Source organism: Streptomyces sp. NPDC043870 (genome assembly GCF_056435785.1).
In genome coordinates this window covers 271,119-290,186 of sequence record NZ_JBWKDT010000005.1, presented here as the reverse complement: position 1 = coordinate 290,186, position 19,068 = coordinate 271,119, and the positions used below count along the sequence as shown (strand labels likewise).

Genomic DNA, 19,068 nt, shown 5'->3' with positions numbered 1-19,068 from the left:
GGTTGCTATAGCGTGCTCGCGTCAAAAGACGCACATCACACGCGCTCACGGGGGACTCCACATGACCTTTCCGCCGCAGCAAGGCCCTGGCCCGTACGGTCAGCCCGGCCCGTACGCACAGCAGCCACCGCAGGGATACCCGCCCCAGCCGGGGTACGGGTACCCGCAACAGCAGCAGCCGTACCCGCCCCAGCAGCACATGCAGATGCAGCCGCCGCCTCAACAGCAGCAGTGGACCGCGCCGCCGCAGCCCTCGCCGCCGTCCCGGAGCGGGGGCATAGGCATCATGAAGATCCTCAAGGGCATCGGCATCGTGGTCGCCCTCATCATCATCGTGGTGGCCTACTTCGCGAGCCAGGACGATGCCGACCACGCGGAGGCCGGGGACTGCCTCAAGAACAGCGGGTCCACGGCGTCTCCTGACCTGGAGGTGGTGGATTGTGGTGGCACCGAGGCCATGTACAAGGTGGTCGAGGTGATCCCCGACACGCTGGACACCACCAAGTGCGAGGGCAAGGCGGACGTCGGCTACCTCGAGCAGACCCGCGGTGGGCGGCGCAGTTCGGGCAAGCAGTTCGTGCTCTGCCTCGACGAGCTCAAGAAGAAGTAGCCGAGGACGCGAGCGCCCCGGGCCAGAGCCGCCCGGGGCTTCTCTCTGGGGGCTCAGTGGGGCTCAGAGGTGACCGGTGGGGACCGACAGTGACGGGTCGGCTACCAGGGTGACCCGGGAAGTCGCAGGTCAGCGGGGCCCCGAGGTACTGGTTTCCGCCTGGGGGTGGCGGTCAGGCAAGATGGGGTGTATCTGCCCACTCACTGATTGCCGGACGGTTTCTCTTGGCTGAGTACATCTACACCATGCGCAAGACGCGCAAGGCGCACGGCGACAAGGTGATCCTTGACGACGTCACGCTGAGCTTCCTGCCTGGTGCGAAGATCGGTGTGGTCGGCCCGAACGGCGCCGGTAAGTCCACTGTGCTGAAGATCATGGCTGGTCTGGAGCAGCCCTCCAACGGCGATGCCTTCCTCTCGCCCGGCTACACCGTCGGCATGCTCCTCCAGGAGCCGCCGCTCGACGAGTCCAAGACCGTCCTGCAGAACGTCCAGGACGGCGCGGCCGAGATCATGGGCAAGCTCCACCGCTTCAACGAGGTCGCCGAGCTGATGGCGACCGACTACTCCGACGCGCTGATGGAGGAGATGGGCAAGCTCCAGGAGGACCTCGACCACGCCAACGCGTGGGACCTGGACACGCAGCTCGAGCAGGCCATGGACGCCCTGGGCTGCCCGCCCGGTGACTGGCCGGTCACCAACCTCTCCGGTGGTGAGCGGCGCCGCGTCGCGCTCTGCAAGCTGCTGCTGGAGGCGCCCGACCTGCTCCTCCTCGACGAGCCCACCAACCACCTGGACGCCGAGTCGGTGCAGTGGCTGGAGCAGCACCTCGCCAAGTACCCCGGCACCGTCGTCGCCGTCACCCACGACCGGTACTTCCTCGACAACGTGGCCCAGTGGATCCTGGAGCTCGACCGCGGCCGCGCCCACCCGTACGAGGGCAACTACTCCACGTACCTGGAGAACAAGGCCTCGCGTCTGAAGGTCGAGGGCCAGAAGGACGCCAAGCGCCAGAAGCGGCTCAAGGAAGAGCTCGAGTGGGTCCGCTCCAACGCCAAGGGGCGCCAGGCCAAGTCCAAGGCCCGTCTGGCCCGCTACGAGGAGATGGCGGCCGAGGCCGACAAGATGCGGAAGCTGGACTTCGAGGAGATCCAGATCCCGCCGGGCCCGCGTCTGGGCAGCGTCGTCGTCGAGGTCGAGAACCTCAACAAGGCCTTCGGCGAGAAGGTCCTCATCGACGACCTCTCCTTCACCCTGCCGCGCAACGGCATCGTCGGAATCATCGGTCCGAACGGCGCCGGCAAGACCACGCTGTTCAAGATGCTCCAGGGCATCGAGGAGCCCGACTCCGGCAAGATCAAGGTCGGCGAGACCGTCAGGATCTCGTACGTCGACCAGAGCCGCGAGAACATCGACCCGAAGAAGACGCTGTGGGCCGTCGTCTCCGACGAGCTGGACTACATCAACGTCGGCCAGGTCGAGATGCCGTCGCGCGCCTATGTGTCGGCGTTCGGCTTCAAGGGGCCGGACCAGCAGAAGCCCGCCGGGGTCCTCTCCGGTGGTGAGCGCAACCGCCTCAACCTGGCGCTCACCCTCAAGCAGGGCGGCAACCTGCTGCTCCTCGACGAGCCGACCAACGACCTCGACGTCGAGACGCTGTCCTCCCTGGAGAACGCGCTGCTCGAGTTCCCCGGCTGTGCCGTGGTCGTCTCCCACGACCGCTGGTTCCTGGACCGGGTCGCCACGCACATCCTGGCGTACGAGGGCAACTCCAAGTGGTTCTGGTTCGAGGGCAACTTCGAGTCGTACGAGAAGAACAAGGTGGAGCGGCTCGGCCCGGACGCGGCCCGTCCGCACCGTGCCACCTACAAGAAGCTCACCCGGGGCTGATCTTGGCACGCCACATCTACCGCTGCCCGCTGCGCTGGTCGGACATGGATGCCTTCGGGCACGTCAACAATGTGGTCTTCCTCCGCTATCTGGAAGAGGCCCGCATCGACTTCATGTTCCGGCTGGCGCCGGGGGACGGTTCTCCGTCGTTCTCCGGAGGGTCCGTCGTGGCCCGCCACGAGATCGACTACGTACGTCCGCTGGTGCACCGGCACGAGCCGGTGATCGTCGAGTCATGGGTGACGAAGATCGGCGCGGCGTCGCTGACGATCGCGTACGAGGTGAAGGACGCCGAGGGCCCGGCCCAGGTGTATGTCCGGGCCTCGACCGTCGTCGTGCCCTATGACCTGGCGGAGGCGCGTCCGCGCCGCATCAGCGCGGAAGAGAAGTCCTTCCTCCGGGAGTACCTGGACGAGGGTGTGAAGGACGCGCTCGCGGCATGACAGCGCCTGTGCAGACCCTGCGGTTCGCCGACGCGAGGGAGGCGGCGGATCTCGCCGCCTTCCTCGGCCGGCTGATCCACTACGACCGGGCCGCCGCGGTCCGGCTGCAGGCGGGCGGGGGCGCACTCGCCGTGTTCGGCCGGCCGCCGTCGTTCGAGGTCCTCGCGATCCGTACGGCCAGGCTCGCGGAGCCCGCCGAGCTGGATGCCACCGTCTCGGCGGGAGAGCTGCTGGAATCCGTCGAGGGCTCGGCACTTGCCGTGCCCGCTGCCGTCACCGGACCGCCGTGGGCGGGCATGCTGCCCCCTCGCGGCGGCTGGCGGGAGCTGCCGGGACTGCCAGGCGTCGGGCAGATGCGGGGTGCGGTGGCCGCCGCGGTCGCCGAATTCCGTTCCCGGGACGAGGCGTTGCCCGAGGAGCGGCGCAGCCGCGCCGAGCGCGACCGGATCGGCCGCGAGATCTGGTCCCGCACGCTGGGCGACACGGACCTGCCGCTGCGGGCCGTGCACGCCGCCCAGTCCCTGGGCTTTCTGCGCCCGACGCCACAGGACGCTCCCGGCGCGGCACTGTTCGCCGCGGGCGGCTGGCTCCGGCTGCGTACGCCCTTCGGGTCGATCGCCGTACGCAAGGCCGGGCTCGGCGGGCTGACCGTCACCCCCGCGCACCCCGTCACCCACGCCTGACCCCGCTCGGTCTCCGTCGCAGCGGGCAGACGAACTCCGGGCGTCCTGAAGTGAGCGCGTGGTGACCCTGAGTGCGGGGCGGGGGTGGCAGGCGCGGTCAGCCCGCGGTGTTCACCATCGATGCGGCCGCGTATGTGAGGTAGTTCCAGAGCTGCCGCTCGTGCTCTTCCGAGAGCCCGAGCTCGTCGACCGCGGCCCTCATGTGCTTCAGCCAGGCGTCGTGCGCGGCCTTGTCGACGGTGAAGGGCGCATGCCGCATCCGCAGCCGGGGGTGGCCGCGATGGTCGCTGTAGGTGCGGGGGCCGCCCCAGTACTGCATCAGGAAGAGCGCGAGCCGCTCCTCGGCGGGGCCCAGATCCTCCTCGGGGTACATCGGACGCAGCAGCGGGTCCTCGGCGACGCCCTCGTAGAAACGCCGCACCAGACGGCGGAAGGTCTCCTCGCCGCCGACCTGCTCGTAGAAGGTCTGCTCCTGAAGTGTGCCCCGTGGAATCTCGTTCACCGGTACATGGTCTCAGACGGACCGGCCGAGGACCCGGGCCCTAGGACTCTTCCCGGAAGTGCTCGCCTCCCGCGCGGGCACGCAGGAAAGTGGGTGTATGGGTGCACAACGGGACGCGCAAGCGGCTCATGAGCCGCCTGACGCGCACGATCCGCATGCCGCTGCCGCCGCCGAGGTGCGGCGGGCGCTGGTGCGGCGGATCGCCGCGACCGGCGCGCTCGACGATCCGGCCTGGCGGGCGGCCTTCGAGGAAGTGCCCCGGCATCTGTTCGTGCCGTACTACTACGTGTCCACCTTCGCCGGGTACGAGAGGCTGTGGTCCGGCGACTCCGCCCCCGACCGGCGCGAGCGCTGGCTGCGGGGCGCGTACGCCGACGGGCCGCTCGCCACGCGGGTGCGCGACGGCGAACTCGTCACGTCCAGCAGTCAGCCGTCCCTCATGGCCCGGATGCTGGACGTGCTGGAGATACGCGACGGGCACAGCGTTCTGGAGATCGGTGCCGGCACCGGCTACAACGCGGCCCTGCTGTGCCACCGGCTCGGGGACTCGCTCGTGACGACCGTCGATCTCGACCCGGAGATCACCGAGTCCGCGCGGAGCCATCTCGCGGCGGCCGGGTACCACCCCGCTGTGATCACCGGCGACGGGGTACGCGGCTGCCCGGGGCGGGCGCCCTTCGACCGGATCATCGCGACCTGCACCTTGTCGTCCGTACCGCCGGCCTGGCCGGCGCAGTGCCGCCCGGGTGCCCTGATCCTCGCCCCGCTCGCGACCGGGCTGATCCTGCTGCGGGTGCGCGACGCGGACCACGCGGAGGGGCATTTCCTGCACACCGCCGCGTACTTCGTCCCGCTGCGCGGCGGAGCGCCCGTACGCGCACACATCCCGCATCTCGGCGGGCTGCCGCGCCGGGTGGTCGAGAGCGAACTGTTCCGGTTCCTGCTCACCCTGACCGAGGGCAGCCTCGATCCGCACGAAGCGCTCTCGCTCTGGCAGCGCGAGCAGCGGCCGGAGCGGGAGCGCTTCGGTGTCACGGTCAGCGAGGGTCGTCAGTGGGCATGGCTGGACGACGCCGAAGGGCCGTACGCCTGGCCCCTGGACGCTCCCCGCCCCGCCGACCGGTGAGGGGAGCCCTGCCGGGCCACGCTCACCGGACAGGCTTCGGACCGGCTTCGGGTCGGCTCCGGATCGGCTCCGGATCGGCTCCGGATCGGTCCCGCCGGATCAGCCCCGGCGGATGGTGATCGTCGTCCAGGCCCCCACGTGGACCCGGTCGCCGTCCTTCAGCGGGACGGGAACGTAGGGCTGGATCGGGTCCTCGGCGCCGTTGACCGTCGTGCCGTTCGTGGAGTTCTGGTCGACCACGGCCCAGGTGCCGTCGGGCTGCTGGACCAGGACCGCGTGCTGGTGCGAGACGCCCGGATCCTCCGGCGGGACCGACAGATCGATGTCGGGGGACTCGCCGGTGGAGTGCCGGCGGCGGCCGATGGTGATCTGATTGCCGGAGAGCGGAAGCTGCTGCTCCGGGGAGTACGCGGGCAGATTCAGTCCGGTCGCCTCGGGACCGCTGCGCTGCATCATCGCCATGAAGTACTCACGGTCGGGCGCGATGAGCGCCGTCCATCCCGCAGGAGTCTGCTGCTGCGGCATGTGCTGCTGCGGCGCCGGTGGCTGTGGTGCCTGTGACTGCGAAGGCGGCGGCAGCATCCAGTCGTCCCCGCCGCCTTGCGGCTGCGGGGGCTGAGGCTGCTGCGGCGGAGCCGGGACGGCCTGCGGGAATCCGGGCTGGACGGGCGGCGCGGCCGGACCCGACTGCTGGAACGCCTGCGGCGGTGCGGGCGGGCCGGGCTGGACGAACTCGGGCTGTCCCGGCTGGTGCGGGAAGTCCGGCGGCGCGGGCGGCCCCGGCTGCGGGAACCCGGGAGGAGCCGGAGGCCCCGGCTGCGGGAACCCGGGAGGAGCCGGAGGCCCGGGCTGCGGGGGCCGCGGGCCCGACGGTTCGCCGGTCAAGGGCTCGGCGGGCCGGTTCATCTGTGAGGGCCGTGAGCCCTGGTACTCGTACGGGTCCGGGGGGCGCGGCGGCTGCTGCTGGGCCTGGAAGCCGGGCGGCAGATTCAGACCGGGCACCTGACCACCAGGGCCACCGGGACCGCCAGGACCACCCGGACCGCCAGGACCACCCGGACCCGGCCTGCCGGGCGGGGCCACGGGCGTGTACGACGTCGCCGTGTTCGTGAGGAAGTTCCAGCGGCACTCCTCGCAGAACGGCGCCATCGCCTCGCGCGGCGTACGGCACTGCGGGCACAGCTCCGCCTGGGCCGTGGCGTCGGGGCCACCGGGGCCCGGGTATCCGTACCCCGGCATGGGCGGCGAGGGAGCCGGCGGCGGGGGAGGAGGAGGCGGCGGGACCGCGCCCGCAGGAGCCCCCGCGCCGGCCATGCGATGGCCGCAGACCTCGCACCAGTCGTCGGAACCCGACTGGTGTCCGTTCGGGCAGGTGGGCATGTCGGCGCTTCCCCCTCTCCTTCGTCCGGCCGGTGTGCCGGACACGTACTACTTGTTGGTGCTTCTCGTCACTTATTGACTTACTTCTTGACGCGAACTGTCTTGGTGGAGCGCGTTTCGAGGGTCATCTCGTCCGCCTCCGCGACCTTCGCCTTCAGTCGCACAGTACCCGTCGCCGCGTCGACGACGTCCACCACCTTCGCAAGCAGTTTCGCAGTGTCCTCGTTCCCCGAAGCAGCCGCCAGCTGCACCGCGCGGCCGAGTTTCGCGGTCGCCCCGTCGAAGTCTCCCGACTTGCGCGCATCGAGCCCCTGTTGGATGGCTTGTGCCAGTTCGGCCTGTCCTGTGTAGTGCGCGACCTGCGGGTTGATCGATGTGGAGGCCGCCATGTCGTCCGTCCACACCGCCCGGACCAGACCCTGTGACAGGGTCTGCGGGGCACCGCTCGCCGGGTCGGGAAGGACCAGTGACACCCGGGCCGCCAGCATCTCCCGGCCGATGCCCGCGTGCGGCACCTGTACGCAGACGTGATAGTCGCGGGACTCGTCGCCCCACGAGCCGGTGGGGTAGTCCCCGGCGCGTGGGCCCGCCTCCGTACGCCGGCCGGTCAGCTCCTCGACCGTCGGCGCCACCTGCTTCACGAACTTGATCTCCGCACCGACGGGCGTCCACAGCCGCAGTGCCACATCCGCGACCTCCTTGCCCATCGCGTTCTCCATCATCTGCGTGAAGTCCGCTGCGAGGGCGGCCGGATCGGCGACGATGTCGGCGGTACCCAGCAGCGCCGAGGCGATGCCGGTGACCTCCTTGACCTCCCAGTCGGTGCCCACACCGCGGGCGTCACAGGTGAACCGGCCCGCGCACGCGTCCAGGGCGGCCCGTAGGTCCTCCGGCGACTCGTGCTCGTTGCGGCCGTCGGTGAGCAGGATGCCGTGCCGAATGGCGACATCGGCCGAGTTCAGCAGCCGGTCCGCCAGTCGCAGCCAGGTGCCGATCGCGGTGCCGCCGCCCGCGCTCAGTCTGCGCAGCGACTCCTTGGCCTGCGCCCGGGTTGACGCGTCGGCGGTGGCCAGCCGGCCGCCGCCCGGGTAGACCTCCGCCGCCACATGCGTACCCGCGACCACCGCGAAGGCCGTGCCGTCGCGCAGAGTGTCGATGGCCGCGGCGGTGGCATCGCGCGCGTTGCGCATCTTCGTCGGCGGATAGTCCATCGAGCCCGAACAGTCGACCATGATCACCACGGCGGCGTCCGTCCGCTGCCCCGGTACGGACGAAGGGGAGGCGGAGGTCACGGACAGCGGGACGCCACGGCTCGTGCCGCCGCCGGTGGAAGTGACCGTGACGATCGCGTTCACTTCGCGCCCGCCCTCGGGCAGGAACTCGTTCTGGTACACCTCGACGGAGAACTGCGGCACGGTCGACTTCGAGAAGTTCGCCATCTGATCTGGCTCCTTGAGGCTCCACGTAACAGACAGAAATGACAAAGGGGGTGCCGGACGGGCGAAGGGGGCTCAAGCCTTGTTCAGGCCGATCCTGCCCCTTGCTGCGGTACGGCGAACGGGAGCAGGGCCACCGTTACGTTGTCGTGGCCGCCGCCGTCCAGCGCGTGTCCGACCAGCACCTGCGCCCCGTGCAGCGGGCGGGCCGCCGCATCGGGCGGCAGGACCTGCGCCATCTCCTGCGCGGCCTCCGCGTAGTTCCACAGGCCGTCCGTGCAGACCACGACCACACCGGGCCGGTCCGGCTTGAACGACGCGGTGTGCGGCTCCAGCTCGTACGCGTCGGCGCCGAGCCAGCCGGTGATGGCGTGGGCGCGCTCGTCCGCGTAGGCCTCGGCCTCGCTCATCAGACCCGCCGCGACCATCTGCGCCGCCCATGAGTCGTCCTCGGTGAGCCGGGCGGGCGGACCGCTGCGGTCATCGGGCACCCAGTACGCCCGGCTGTCCCCGACCCAGCCCACCACCAGCAGACCCGCGGCCACGACCGCGCCCACGAGGGTGCACGCCGGCGAATTCTGATGGCGGTGCGGATCGTGCTCCATGGCCTGACCCGGCTCGGCCGCCAGCGAGTTGACCGCGGAGGCGGCCGCGAGGATCGCCTCGTGCATCGCCTGCTGCGGATGCGTGCCGCGCGGCAGCGATTCCAGCAGCGACTCGTTGGCCGAACTGGCGGCGGCGGCGGAGGCGTCGTCGGGGCGGGTCGCCGACGACACCCCGTCGCAGACGATCGCGATGACGGCCGGGGAACCGTCGGGCAGTGCCGTCGACGACACCGCGAACGAGTCCTCGTTGCGGTGATGGCGCAGACCCCGGTCGCTCACCGCGGCGACCGCACCCAGCTCCTGCTCCATGTGGTCGCGCTCGCGAGGCTGGGCATGGCCGCAGTTCTCGCAGTAGCCGTCGGTGTCGACATGGCCCGCGCGGCAGGCCACACAGAGCTTGGTGCCGGCCGGGGGCGTGGGCGTGTGCTCCGCGGCGGGTGCGGCGGGTACGGCGGCGCGAGGGTCGGGCGCGGCCAGCTCGAAGTCGCCGGAGCCGGCGGTGGTCGCGCCCGCAGCTCCCGGCGCGGGGGCGGGGCCGTCCGCAGCACGGGCGTCGAAGCGGACCGCGGGCTCGGGCAGTTGGCGGCCGCCCTGATCCGTGCCCGACAGCTCACCGGCCCGGTGCACCGGCCCGGGCACGCCGGACCCGGACCCGGAGCCGGAGCCGGAGCCGGCGTCGGCCGTCCCGGCGGCACGGGAACGGCCGGCGGGGGAGCCGATCGCGATCGTGGGGTGGTCCTGCGGCGGCTCGGGTACGACTGAGAGGTCGTACCCGCACGCGCCGCAGAACAGGTCACCGGACTCCAGCGGCTCCTCGCAGCCGGGACACGTCGACCAAGCAGCCTGCTGGGGCATCTGTGGCGTCACTTTCTTTCACCTCGCCTTGACATGCTGGGCGCGCCTCGGTCCTGCGTCCGGGGGGCCGGGGGTCGGCCCCCGGGACAGCACAGCATCACACCCACGTCCGGGGGCGGAATCGGTTGGCCCGCTCCACGAGTTCGATGCGCTCCTCGCCGTGCCGGGCAAGCCGGGCGAGCACCCGGAACGAACGCTCAAGACCGAAGCGCAGGCCGCGTTCGTCCAGTTCACTGCCGAGCAGACCCGTGCTCGCCGGTCGTGCTCCGGGACTGCCGGAAAGCACCCAGTCCAGTGCCGTCCCGAGGACTTCCGTGGACAGCCGCTCACGGCGCACGGCGTCCAGGCCGAGCCCGTCCAACGCGGTGACCTGGTCGGCGGCGGCCGTCAGATCGTCGATCAGCGGTTCGTTCGCCGCGCGGTGGCGCAGCCGGGCACGGACCGCCGCGACGCGTGCGGCCGTGTAGTGGATCGAGGCCTCGGGCACGGATTCCAGCGTACGGACGGCTCCGACGCGGTCGCCGGCGGCGAGCTGCACCCGGGCCAGGCCGAACGCGGCGCTCACATAGCTGGGATCCGTCGCCCACACCAGGCGGTAGTACTCCGCGGCGTTGTCCAACTGGCCCAGCACCTCGGCACAGACGCCGAGCGCGAGCTTGGGCGCGGCCTCGCCGGGGAAGGCGTCGTAGATCGCGTCGAAGGACAGCGCGGCCGTCTCGTCGTCGCCGGTCGCGAGCGCGGCGATGCCGCGGTACCAGACGACCCGCCAGTCGTCGGCGTGCCGGGACTCCAGATCGGCCAGCGAGGTCGTCGCGGACATGAGCTCGCCCATTTCCAGCCGCGCGCGCAGTTCGCGCAGGCGCAGCTCCACGGAGCTCGCGGGGGCGCTGTGCAGCGCGGCGATCAGCTCCGCGGGCGCGGCGGCCAGCAGTCCTGCGAGGAAGCCCGCGTTCGGATCGTTCGGGTCGACCCGGGGTACGGGCAGCGCGAGCGCGGTCGCCCGCGCGTCGAGCCCGGCGAGACGCGGTTCCCCGCCGAGCGGCAACTGGGCCGCCGGCACCTCGGTGCGGGGCGCGGGGAGTGCGGCCTGCGTCTGCGCGTACGCGAACCCGTGGCTTCCGGCGCCCGGGGTGCCCGACGCACCGGCCCCGCCGTGGGGATACGCGCCTGGTCCGGCGGCGAGTTGCCCGCCACCGGGCGTGCCGGGCGTGGCGGTCATGCCGGGCGCGCCGGGTGCGCCGGGTGCCGGAACCGCCGCGGCGCCGCGGCGGCGGAAGCCGCGCGCCGGGGCCGTCCGCGCCCCCAGTGCCGAGACCTCGCCCTGCAGTTCCGCGAACAGCTCCGTGTCCGTGACCCGCAGCTCCGTCCCGAACAGCGTGGACAGAGACGGGCGGGGGCGGCCCGTCTGAAGGGCCACGACCTCCCGGAGCACGCCGGTGAGCTGGTCCGCCATTTCCTGTGCCGAGGCGAAGCGGCGCGCCGGGTCCGGGTCGGTCGCGCGGACCAGGAGCCGGTAGAACGACTCGTACGTCCGGAACACGTCGATGTGGTCCGGTTCCGGCAGGGAGTCCACGAACACGTTCGTGTACCCCTGGAAGTCGAACGTGAGCACCGCCAGCGTGCGCGCCACCGTGTAGAGGTCCGAGGCGACCGACGGGCCCACCTCCGCGACCTCCGGAGCCTGGTAGCCGACGGTGCCGTAGATCGCCGACTCGTCGTCGTCCATCCTGCGCACCGCGCCCATGTCGATGAGCTTGAGCTGGTCCTCGGTCTGGATCGCGTTGTCGACCTTGAAGTCGCAGTACAGCAGGTTGCGGCTGTGCAGGTGCCCGAGCGCCTCCAGCGCCTCGATCCCGTACGCGCAGGCCTGCTCGACCGGCAGCGGGTCCCGCTTCCCGTCGGGGGCGCGCCGCCCGTTGGCGATCTCCTTGAGGGACTTGCCGCCGACGTACTCCATGACGATGTAGCCGTCCATGGAGCCGGTCCGCTGATCGAGGTGTTCGACGAAGTTGTAGATGCGGACGATGTTGGAGTGCTCGATCTCCGCGAGGAAGCGGCGCTCCGAGATCGCCGCGGCCATGGCGTCCTGGTCGCCGGTGTCCAGGAGGCCCTTGAGGACCACCCAGCGGTCGGACACGGCCCGGTCGATCGCGAGATAGATCCAGCCGAGGCCGCCGTGCGCCAGACAGCCGATCACTTCGTACTGCCCGTGCACGATGTCGCCCGCACGCAGCTTCGGCACGAACGAGTACGGGTGGCCGCACTTCGTGCAGAAACCCTCCGTGCGGCCCGGGCGGTCGCCGCGTGCACGCCCGACCGGGGCCCCGCAGTCGCTGCGGCTGCAGAAACGCTTCCGCTCCGGGACCTCAGGGTTCTCCATGACTGCCGAACGCGGATCGGGACGCGGTACGTCCGGCACCGCGACCAGGCCCGCGCCCAGCCGGTTGCGCCCGGACCCGGACGCCGTCGAGCCCGAACTGCGCACCGACACCGAACGGCCCGAGCTGCGGCCCGACAGCGAACGGGACAGCCGGCCCGAAACGGACCGCCGCGACGTCGAGGAGCGCGAAGAGCGCGAGGAACGGGACGACGACCGGGACGAGGACCGCGAACCGCCGCGGCCCGAACCGCTGTTGCCGCTCTTCCCGCCGCCCGTGATCCCGGTCGGCGGCGACGACAGCGAACCGTTCACCGACACGACGGGGGCCAGACCGCAGGTGTCGCAGTACAGCTCGCCGCCGCCCATGTCCTCGTACGAGCCGTCACAGCCGGGACGCTGACAGGCGGCAACGACCCCGCCCGCACCACCGGTGGCAGGTGAGGACGGTGCGCTGCCGTGCTCGGCCTCGGGCGCGAGACCGCAGGTGCCGCAGTACAGCTCGCCGCCGCCCATGTCCTCGTACGAGCCGTCACAGCCGGGACGCCGGCACTTGGTCATCGCACTCACCGTTCCCCCTCATAGCTTCTCCGGTCCATGGGCCCCGACTGCCGCGGGACCAGGACGTCCGCCGCGGCCCGCTGGTAGCGCAGCACCGCCTGCTCCGCGGCGCGCAGATCACAGGGCGCGCTCCACAGCATCCGGCGGGCCGCGTCGTACCGCTCGATCAGCAGCGGGTCCTCCGCCATGCCGTGGCGGGCGACCTTCGCCTTGTACGCGTCGAGGCGGCCACGCAGCTCCGCGCGGACGGCGAGCGGCGCGGTCACCGCCGTCAACGACTCACGCGCGCGCAGCAGTTCGTCCTCGGCCTCCCGCTCCAGGGACTCCAGCAGCGGGGAGAGCCGGTGCCACTGGGCGTGCCTGCGGTACTCGGCGGCCGTGGCGAGCCGTTCCTGCAGAACCGTCGGCGGGCCGCTGACCGCCGGAACCTCGGAGGCGGCGATCTTCGCCAGCACCTCGCCGCGGGCGGCGCGCGCCTCGGTGAGGGTGCGGTCCGCGCGCGAGAGCACGTCCCGCAGCCGTATCAGCCGCTCCTCCGAGTCCTGCCGCACCGCGAGGACCGCCTCGATCTCGCGGCGTACGTCCTCGAGGGCGCGGGCCGCCCGGTCGTAGCGGTCGGTGTCGGGACGGCCCCCGCCGGGCGCCGAACTGGCTGCCGCGGGTGCCCAGAACGCCAGCGGGTCCGACACGACCTGCGCGCGCAGCGTGGACAGCTCGTGGGTGATCGACTCCAGGTCGTCGCCCGCCGGATGCTCACCCGGCCGCACGCCCACCGAATGGGCCAGCGAGCGGGTGCGCTGCAGCTCGGCGGAGAGCAGATCGATCCGGGCCGGCAGCGCGGACCAGACGGTGTCGGCGGCCACGACCATGTCCAGTGAGCGCGCATACAGCGTGTTCATCCTGCTCACCAGGCCCTCCAGCGTGAAGCGCTCGGAGAGCTTGGCCGGGCCCGTGATGGACGGGGCGGAGTGCGAGGCGGATCCGGCGACGGTGACGCTGGGGCCGCGCAGCCGGTCGGTCAGCTCCACCAGGTCGTCGCGGTTCGGCCAGCGGCGCCGGGCCCTCAGCTCACGCGCCCCGTGCAGCGCCGCGGTGTACGCGTCGAAGTAGCCCCACAGCAGCGTGATCGCCTGCTCGGCGGAGGCCCAGCGGTCCTTGGTGACACCCGTCAGCTCCGCGCCCTCCAGGAGCCTGCGGCCCGCGTGGTCCTGCAGGGCGAGGAGCGAGGTCTCGATCGCCTCGTGTTCCTCCCCGAGCCGCGCCAGCGCACGGTCCACCTCGTCCCGGTCCATTACCGGCCCGGGGGGTCCCGCGACGCCCATCGATCACCTCTCCGCTCGTGCTCTGCCACCACTGCCGGTCATCCCGAGTGAGATTCCGACGGAGACCCCGACGGAGGCTCCGACGGACATCCCAGTACACATTCCAACAGGATCAATTGTCCCGGTACTTCGGCGCCGGCGGGCCGGATATGCCGGGCAGGTCCTCCTCCAGCCACTTCGTGTAGGCCTGCGTCCACGGGCCCTTTCGGTACTCGTCCAGCACCTTGTTGACGCGGCGGACGAGGTCGTTCTTGCCCAGTTTGGCGGCCACGCCGTAGTACTCGGTGGTGAAAGGCTTGCCGCCTTTCAGTTCGACGGCCGGGTCCTGTGCCGCCTGGCCGGCCGCGAGGGCGGCGTCCGTCACCACCGCGTCGACCTCGCCGAGCTGGAGCCGGACCAGGCAGTCCAGCTGGTTGGAGACGGTCAACTGGTCCTTGTCGCCCGGGCCGCCGTCGTCCGCGTCCTTGAAGACCGCGCCGTAGGACTCCTTCTGCAGCGCCTCGAAGGCCGTGGAGCCCTCGGCCGAGCAGACCTTCTTGCCCGCCAGCGTCGCGTTGTAGCCGGTGATCGCGGATTCCTTGGGGGCGAGCACCTGCTGCCCGGTCTGGAAGTACGCGGTGGAGAAGGCGACCTGCTTGATGCGGCTGCAGTTGATGGTCATCGTGCGTACGACGATGTCGACCGTGCCGTTGTTGAGTGCCGCGATCCGCTGGTTGGTGGGGATCGCCCGGAAGATGATCTTGTTGGGGTCCCCGAGGACGTCCTCCGCGATCGCCCGGGCCAGATCGATGTCGAAGCCCTCCAGCTTGCCGTCCGCCCTGCGGTAACCCCACCGGTAGCTGTTCTGGTCGACGCCGACGATCAGCTTGCCGCGCTGCTTGATCTCGGCGACCGCCGCGCCGTCCGCGGAGGAGGGCCGCAGCGAGGACTCCGGGCTGACGCAGTCGGCGGCCTTCTCGGGCAGCACGGCGGCCGAACTCGCGCCCGCCACCGAACCGGAGGACGGGCCGCCGTGCGACAGCGGCAGCAGGGTGAGCGTGGCGGTCAGCGCACAGGCCGTCGCCATCCCGGCGACGCCGCCCCAGCCGCGGAGCCTGCGGGCGAGCCGGCGCGGCCGGCCGCCCAGCGGTGTCGTGCCCGCGGCAAAGTGCCCCGGTGCTGTCGCGCCCGCGGCCGTGTGCCCCTGCGGTGTCGTGCCCGGGGCCATGTCCCCGTGCGGTGCCGTGTCCGGAGTCCTGTGCGGCATCCCGTCGCTCATCTCTCCCCCGCTCACCGGTACTCCGAAAGCCTGCGGCCGATGCCCAGGACCGCACCCAGCGCGCCGAGCACGGCCAGCACCGCCGCGCCGACCGGCAGACCGGTGAGCGCACCCCGCCCGTCCTCCGCCGACTTCGTGAACTCGGCCTGCTCATGCGCCAGAGCCTTCTCCAGCGCGGCATCCACCCGGTCGAAGGACTGCCCCGTGGAGTCCTTGCTGCCGATCACCTTCGCCAGCGCTCCTTCGTAGTCACCGGCCTTGTCGGTGTCACTGGCGGACTTGTGCCGGGTCTTCCACTCGGACACCGCCGAGACGGCGTCCTCGACGGGGGCGCGGCCCTCGCCGTCGTCGGCGAGCCCCTCCGCGCGGCCGAGCGAGGTACGGAGCCTGCTCATGCCCGCCGTGTAGTCCGTCTCGTACTTGTCGCTCTTGCCGTCCGGGGTGAGCACGGCGCCCCGCGCGACGAGCGTCAGGTTCTCATTGGCCCGGGCCTTCAGGCTGTTGATCCGGGCGTCGTTGAGGACCTTCAGGGACTCCTGGCCGTGCGCCCGGGCGTTGTTCAGCTCGGCCCTGGCGACCGTGTGCCCGACGCCCAGCCACAGCAGGACGACCGTGGACGCCGCCGTGGCCGCGAGGAGGCCGTGGTTGAACACCCGGTTCGTACGGTGGTAGTTGCGGCGCTGGGCCCAGAACAGCCCGCCGAGCGCCACCACGCCGATGGCCAGCGACAGGAACGGCCACAGCCGGGCGGCACCGTCGTCGTCCTCGAGACGGGCCGTCTCCGCGTCGTACAGCTTCTGGGCGGCCGGGAGCAGCTCGGTGGTCATCTGCTGGTTGGCGTACCGCAGATAGGCGCCGCCGAGGGGGAGACCCTGGCGGTTGTTGGCACGGGCGCGCTCGACCAGGCCCGTGTAGCGGGGGAGCTGCTCGTTGAGCGTGGCTATCCAGCGGCCCGATTCGCTGGAACTGTCCGTGTTCGCAGCGGCCTTCACCAGCAGCTGTGAAGCGCTCGCGATGTCCTTGCGATAGCGCTCCCGGACCGCGGCGGGCTCCTGCGCACCGGTGAGGAAGCCGCTCGCCGCAGCTGTGTCGGCATCGGCCAGCGAGCGATAGATGCTCGCCGCGTCGGCGCTCAGCGGCTGGCTCTGGCTCACCACGTCGTCCGCGGCGGACGCGCGGTCGGCGATCTCGAAGGCGGTCACGGCACCGAACGCCACGACGAGCACGGCCAGTACGGCACCGATGATCCGCAGCCGCCCCGGCTCCGTCGTCGCCGCGGCGCGCAACCGCGCCGTCGTCTCCGCCCAGGCGCTGCGCCGCGCGGGAGTCCCCGGAGGCGACGCCGACTGATCTCCCGACGGCCGCGACCCCGGGCCCGGCAGCGGTCCCGAGTGCCCCGGCTGCGCCGGGACCTGCGGCACCGGAGGCGCGGGCGGGCCTGCCGCGCTCGGCGTGTGTGTCACGTGGACCTCCCCCTCGGTCACTGACGACGTCCCGCCTCCCGGCGGGTCGGGGGACGGCTTCCGGCCAGAAGTATGGCCGCAGGGGCGGACATCCACACCCAGGATTGACTGGATCTTGAGCTATCTCGCCTGTTGCGTCAATGCCGCCCCCTGTTTCCCGCGCCCCCACCATGAATACGCCGCTCGGCCTGGATCGGTTCCCATTCACCTCGGCTTACCTCGGGTTAGGACGCGAGGCCGGCCCCGCCCTGCTGCTCGTAGTGCGCCCGCAGCCTCGCGTGCGCGTGTTCCGGGGCGCCGAGGCGGTCCAGGCCGAGCAGTGCCGCGCCCAGGACGGGCGGGGAGGTCACCACGGACGCGGTCGCCTTCGGGGCGCGTGCGGCCAGCAGTTCCGTGATCCTGTTGTCGAGCTGCGGGTGGCGGGCGGCGAGGACGCTGCCGCCGAGCACCACCGGCGCCTCCTCGTCCAGCAGTCCGAGCCGGCCCAGCGCGACCGTCGACAGAGTGACCACCTCGTCCGCGAGCCGGTCGACGATCGCGCGGGCCACCCCGTCGCCGTCCGCGCTCGTCGCGAAGAGGACCGGGGTCAGTTCATGCTTGCGGGACCCCGGGATCTGCCCCAGATGCAGCGCCTCGATCAGGGCGTACATCGTCGGCAGCCCGAAGTGCCCCGGCAGCGTGCGCGCGAGCTCAGTCGGTTCGCCGCGCCCGTCCTCCGCGCGCGCCGCGAACCACAGCGCCTCCTCCGCGAGCCCCGCGCCCCCGCCCCAGTCCCCGGAGATCTTCCCGATCGCGGGGAAGCGGGCGGTGCGGCCGTCCGGCAGCATGCCGACACAGTTGATGCCCGCGCCGCACACGACGGCCACGCCCCGGGGCTCGTCGACCCCGGCGCGCAGGATCGCGAAGGTGTCGTTGCGCACCTCCGTGGTGTCGCCCCAGTCGCGGGCCCGCAGCGCCGTCGCCAACTCCCGCTCCTCGACCGGGAGATCGGCGTTGGCGAGACAGGCCGAGACATGGGCGGTGGCTCCCACGCCGGCTTCCGCGAGCGCGTGCCGCACAGGGTCGGCCAGCGCGCCGACGGCCCTCTCGATGCCGACGGCCGGCGGCTGGAAACCGCCCCCGCGGCCCGTTCCCAGCACCGATCCGTCGGCCCCGACCACCGCCACATCGGTCTTGCTGTTGCCCGCGTCGATCGCGAGGACGTGGGGCCTCGACCCGTGCTCCCGGTCCGCCGGGCCCCATGCGTTCACGCCCACGAAAGGTGCTCCCGGTTGTGTGCGATCAGCTGGTCGGTGAGTGCCTCGGCGTACTCGTACTGGCCGGTCAGCGGGTGGGACAGCAGCGCCTTGAAGACCCGGTCGCGGCCGCCGCGCAGCGCGGCCTCCAGCGCCAGGTCCTCGTACGCCGTGACATTGGCGATCAGCCCCGCGTACAGCGGGTCGACGGCCGGAACGGGGAGCGGCGTGGCGCCCTCGGTGCCGACGGCGGCCTGCACCTCGATGACGGCGTCGTCGGGGAGGAACGGCAGCGTGCCGTTGTTGTACGTGTTCACCACCTGGAACGGGCTGCCTCCCCCGCCGAGCAGCGACGCGGCCAGATCGACGGCTGCCTCCGAGTAGAAGGCGCCGCCGCGCTTGGCGAGCAGCTCCGGCTTCTCGTCGAGCGCCGGGTCGCCGTACATCTCCAGCAGTCGCTTCTCCATCGCGGCGACCTCGGCCGCCCGTGACGGCTTGGTCCGCAGCTCCCGTACGACCGCGTCGTGCGCGTAGAAGTAGCGCAGGTAGTACGAGGGGACGACGCCGAGCCGGTCGACGATCTCGCGCGGCAGCCTCAGGTCGTTGGCGATGGCGTCGCCGTGCTCGGCGAGGAGCCGCGGCAGGACGTTCTCCCCCTCGGGGCCGCCGAGCCGCACACCCGTCTCCCAGGTGAGGTGGTTGAGACCCACATGCTCCAGATGCACATCGCCCGGTGTCACACCCAGGAGCCCTGCGAACTTGCGCTGGAGGCCGATGGCCACATTGCACAGCCCGACGGCCTTGTGACCCGCCTGGAGCAGGGCCCGCGTCACGATGCCCACCGGGTTGGTGAAATCGATGATCCAGGCGTCCGGGGCGGCGCGCCGCACCCGTTCGGCGATGTCGAGGACGACCGGCACCGTGCGGAGCGCCTTGGCGAGCCCGCCGGCGCCCGTCGTCTCCTGCCCCACGCAGCCGCACTCCAGCGGCCAGGTCTCGTCCTGCTCCCGGGCGGCCTGCCCGCCGACGCGCAGCTGCAGCAGTACGGCGTCGGCGCCGGCCACGCCCGCGTCGAGGTCGTCGGTGGTCGTGATGGTCCCCGGGTGGCCCTGCTTGGCGAAGATCCGCCGGGCCAGGCCGCCGACCAGCTCCAGCCGGCCCGCCGCCGGGTCGACGAGGACCAGTTCACTGATCGGGAGGGTGTCCCTCAACCGGGCGAAGCCGTCGATCAGTTCAGGCGTATAGGTCGATCCGCCACCCACGACTGCGATCTTTGTCTGCCGGGGGTTCGGGGTTTGTCCCCCGATGGAATGCAGCATGGTG

15 protein-coding genes are annotated in these 19,068 nt (G+C 71.8%); 5 read left to right on the top strand and 10 right to left on the bottom strand.

Features of this window, described 5'->3' with window-relative positions; all coding sequences use genetic code 11:
* The first annotated feature begins 61 nt into the window (after positions 1–61).
* The 4 genes from AC0699_RS09520 (at position 62) to AC0699_RS09505 (ending at position 3,625) form a co-directional block, all read left to right on the top strand.
* Positions 62–610, top strand: a complete 549-nt coding sequence (locus AC0699_RS09520; protein ID WP_478657719.1) for an LppU/SCO3897 family protein — start codon at positions 62–64, stop codon at positions 608–610.
* A 224-nt stretch (positions 611–834) separates the two neighbouring features.
* A complete protein-coding gene (gene ettA / locus AC0699_RS09515) occupies positions 835–2,499 on the top strand; it encodes an energy-dependent translational throttle protein EttA (protein WP_469767692.1) in 1,665 nt (554 codons plus the stop codon).
* Positions 2,500–2,501: 2 nt separating this feature from the next.
* Positions 2,502–2,942: an acyl-CoA thioesterase gene (locus tag AC0699_RS09510; protein WP_469767693.1), complete on the top strand. Its 441-nt coding sequence runs from the start codon at positions 2,502–2,504 to the stop codon at positions 2,940–2,942.
* Entirely contained in the window at positions 2,939–3,625 is a 687-nt protein-coding gene (locus AC0699_RS09505) for a DUF8010 domain-containing protein (protein ID WP_478657716.1), read from the top strand. Before AC0699_RS09510 ends, AC0699_RS09505 begins: the two co-directional genes overlap by 4 nt.
* A gap of 97 nt (positions 3,626–3,722) precedes the next feature.
* On the opposite strand, the gene AC0699_RS09500 is transcribed toward AC0699_RS09505, so the two are convergent.
* Complete coding sequence (locus AC0699_RS09500) at positions 3,723–4,127, bottom strand: globin (RefSeq protein ID WP_478657714.1); 405 nt, start codon at positions 4,125–4,127, stop codon at positions 3,723–3,725.
* 97 nt (positions 4,128–4,224) lie between these two features.
* On the opposite strand from AC0699_RS09500, the gene AC0699_RS09495 reads away from it, so the two are divergent.
* Positions 4,225–5,253 carry a methyltransferase domain-containing protein gene (locus AC0699_RS09495; protein WP_478657712.1) on the top strand — a complete coding sequence of 343 codons (1,029 nt, stop codon included), beginning with the start codon at positions 4,225–4,227 and terminating at the stop codon, positions 5,251–5,253.
* A gap of 99 nt (positions 5,254–5,352) precedes the next feature.
* Here AC0699_RS09495 and AC0699_RS09490 read toward each other — a convergent pair whose 3' ends face one another.
* The 9 genes from AC0699_RS09490 to AC0699_RS09450 form a co-directional block, all read right to left on the bottom strand.
* The gene (locus AC0699_RS09490) at positions 5,353–6,633 is read right to left on the bottom strand and encodes an FHA domain-containing protein (RefSeq protein WP_478657710.1); all 1,281 of its coding nucleotides are present in this window, start codon (positions 6,631–6,633) and stop codon (positions 5,353–5,355) included.
* A gap of 80 nt (positions 6,634–6,713) precedes the next feature.
* Entirely contained in the window at positions 6,714–8,072 is a 1,359-nt protein-coding gene (locus AC0699_RS09485; protein ID WP_478657708.1) for a vWA domain-containing protein, read from the bottom strand.
* Positions 8,073–8,155: 83 nt separating this feature from the next.
* Positions 8,156–9,541, bottom strand: a complete 1,386-nt coding sequence (locus AC0699_RS09480) for a protein phosphatase 2C domain-containing protein (protein WP_478657705.1) — start codon at positions 9,539–9,541, stop codon at positions 8,156–8,158.
* Positions 9,542–9,626: 85 nt separating this feature from the next.
* Entirely contained in the window at positions 9,627–12,275 is a 2,649-nt protein-coding gene (locus AC0699_RS09475; protein ID WP_478657950.1) for a serine/threonine-protein kinase, read from the bottom strand.
* Positions 12,276–12,472: 197 nt separating this feature from the next.
* Positions 12,473–13,759 carry a hypothetical protein gene (locus AC0699_RS09470; protein WP_478657702.1) on the bottom strand — a complete coding sequence of 429 codons (1,287 nt, stop codon included), beginning with the start codon at positions 13,757–13,759 and terminating at the stop codon, positions 12,473–12,475.
* 142 nt (positions 13,760–13,901) lie between these two features.
* Positions 13,902–15,047 (bottom strand): glutamate ABC transporter substrate-binding protein, encoded by a 1,146-nt coding sequence (locus AC0699_RS09465; protein ID WP_478657699.1) that lies wholly within the window; start codon positions 15,045–15,047, stop codon positions 13,902–13,904.
* A gap of 11 nt (positions 15,048–15,058) precedes the next feature.
* On the bottom strand, positions 15,059–16,510 hold the full coding sequence (locus AC0699_RS09460) for a hypothetical protein (RefSeq protein WP_478657697.1): 1,452 nt from the start codon (positions 16,508–16,510) through the stop codon (positions 15,059–15,061).
* Between the two features lie 224 nt (positions 16,511–16,734).
* A complete protein-coding gene (locus tag AC0699_RS09455; protein WP_478657694.1) occupies positions 16,735–17,766 on the bottom strand; it encodes an N-acetylglucosamine kinase in 1,032 nt (343 codons plus the stop codon).
* A complete protein-coding gene (locus AC0699_RS09450; protein ID WP_478657692.1) occupies positions 17,757–19,064 on the bottom strand; it encodes a 6-phospho-beta-glucosidase in 1,308 nt (435 codons plus the stop codon). Before AC0699_RS09450 ends, AC0699_RS09455 begins: the two co-directional genes overlap by 10 nt.
* Positions 19,065–19,068: the final 4 nt, after the last annotated feature.

Bases quoted from the DNA above. Each gene is read 5' to 3' on its own strand.
- AC0699_RS09495 (WP_478657712.1), top strand. From the start codon at position 4,225: ATGGGTGCACAACGGGACGCGCAAGCGGCTCATGAGCCGCCTGACGCG.
- AC0699_RS09485 (WP_478657708.1), bottom strand. From the start codon at position 8,072: ATGGCGAACTTCTCGAAGTCGACCGTGCCGCAGTTCTCCGTCGAGGTG.
- AC0699_RS09520 (WP_478657719.1), top strand. From the start codon at position 62: ATGACCTTTCCGCCGCAGCAAGGCCCTGGCCCGTACGGTCAGCCCGGC.
- AC0699_RS09450 (WP_478657692.1), bottom strand. From the start codon at position 19,064: ATGCTGCATTCCATCGGGGGACAAACCCCGAACCCCCGGCAGACAAAG.
- AC0699_RS09465 (WP_478657699.1), bottom strand. From the start codon at position 15,047: ATGAGCGACGGGATGCCGCACAGGACTCCGGACACGGCACCGCACGGG.
- AC0699_RS09470 (WP_478657702.1), bottom strand. From the start codon at position 13,759: ATGGACCGGGACGAGGTGGACCGTGCGCTGGCGCGGCTCGGGGAGGAA.
- AC0699_RS09490 (WP_478657710.1), bottom strand. From the start codon at position 6,633: ATGCCCACCTGCCCGAACGGACACCAGTCGGGTTCCGACGACTGGTGC.
- AC0699_RS09505 (WP_478657716.1), top strand. From the start codon at position 2,939: ATGACAGCGCCTGTGCAGACCCTGCGGTTCGCCGACGCGAGGGAGGCG.
- AC0699_RS09475 (WP_478657950.1), bottom strand. From the start codon at position 12,275: ATGGGCGGCGGCGAGCTGTACTGCGACACCTGCGGTCTGGCCCCCGTC.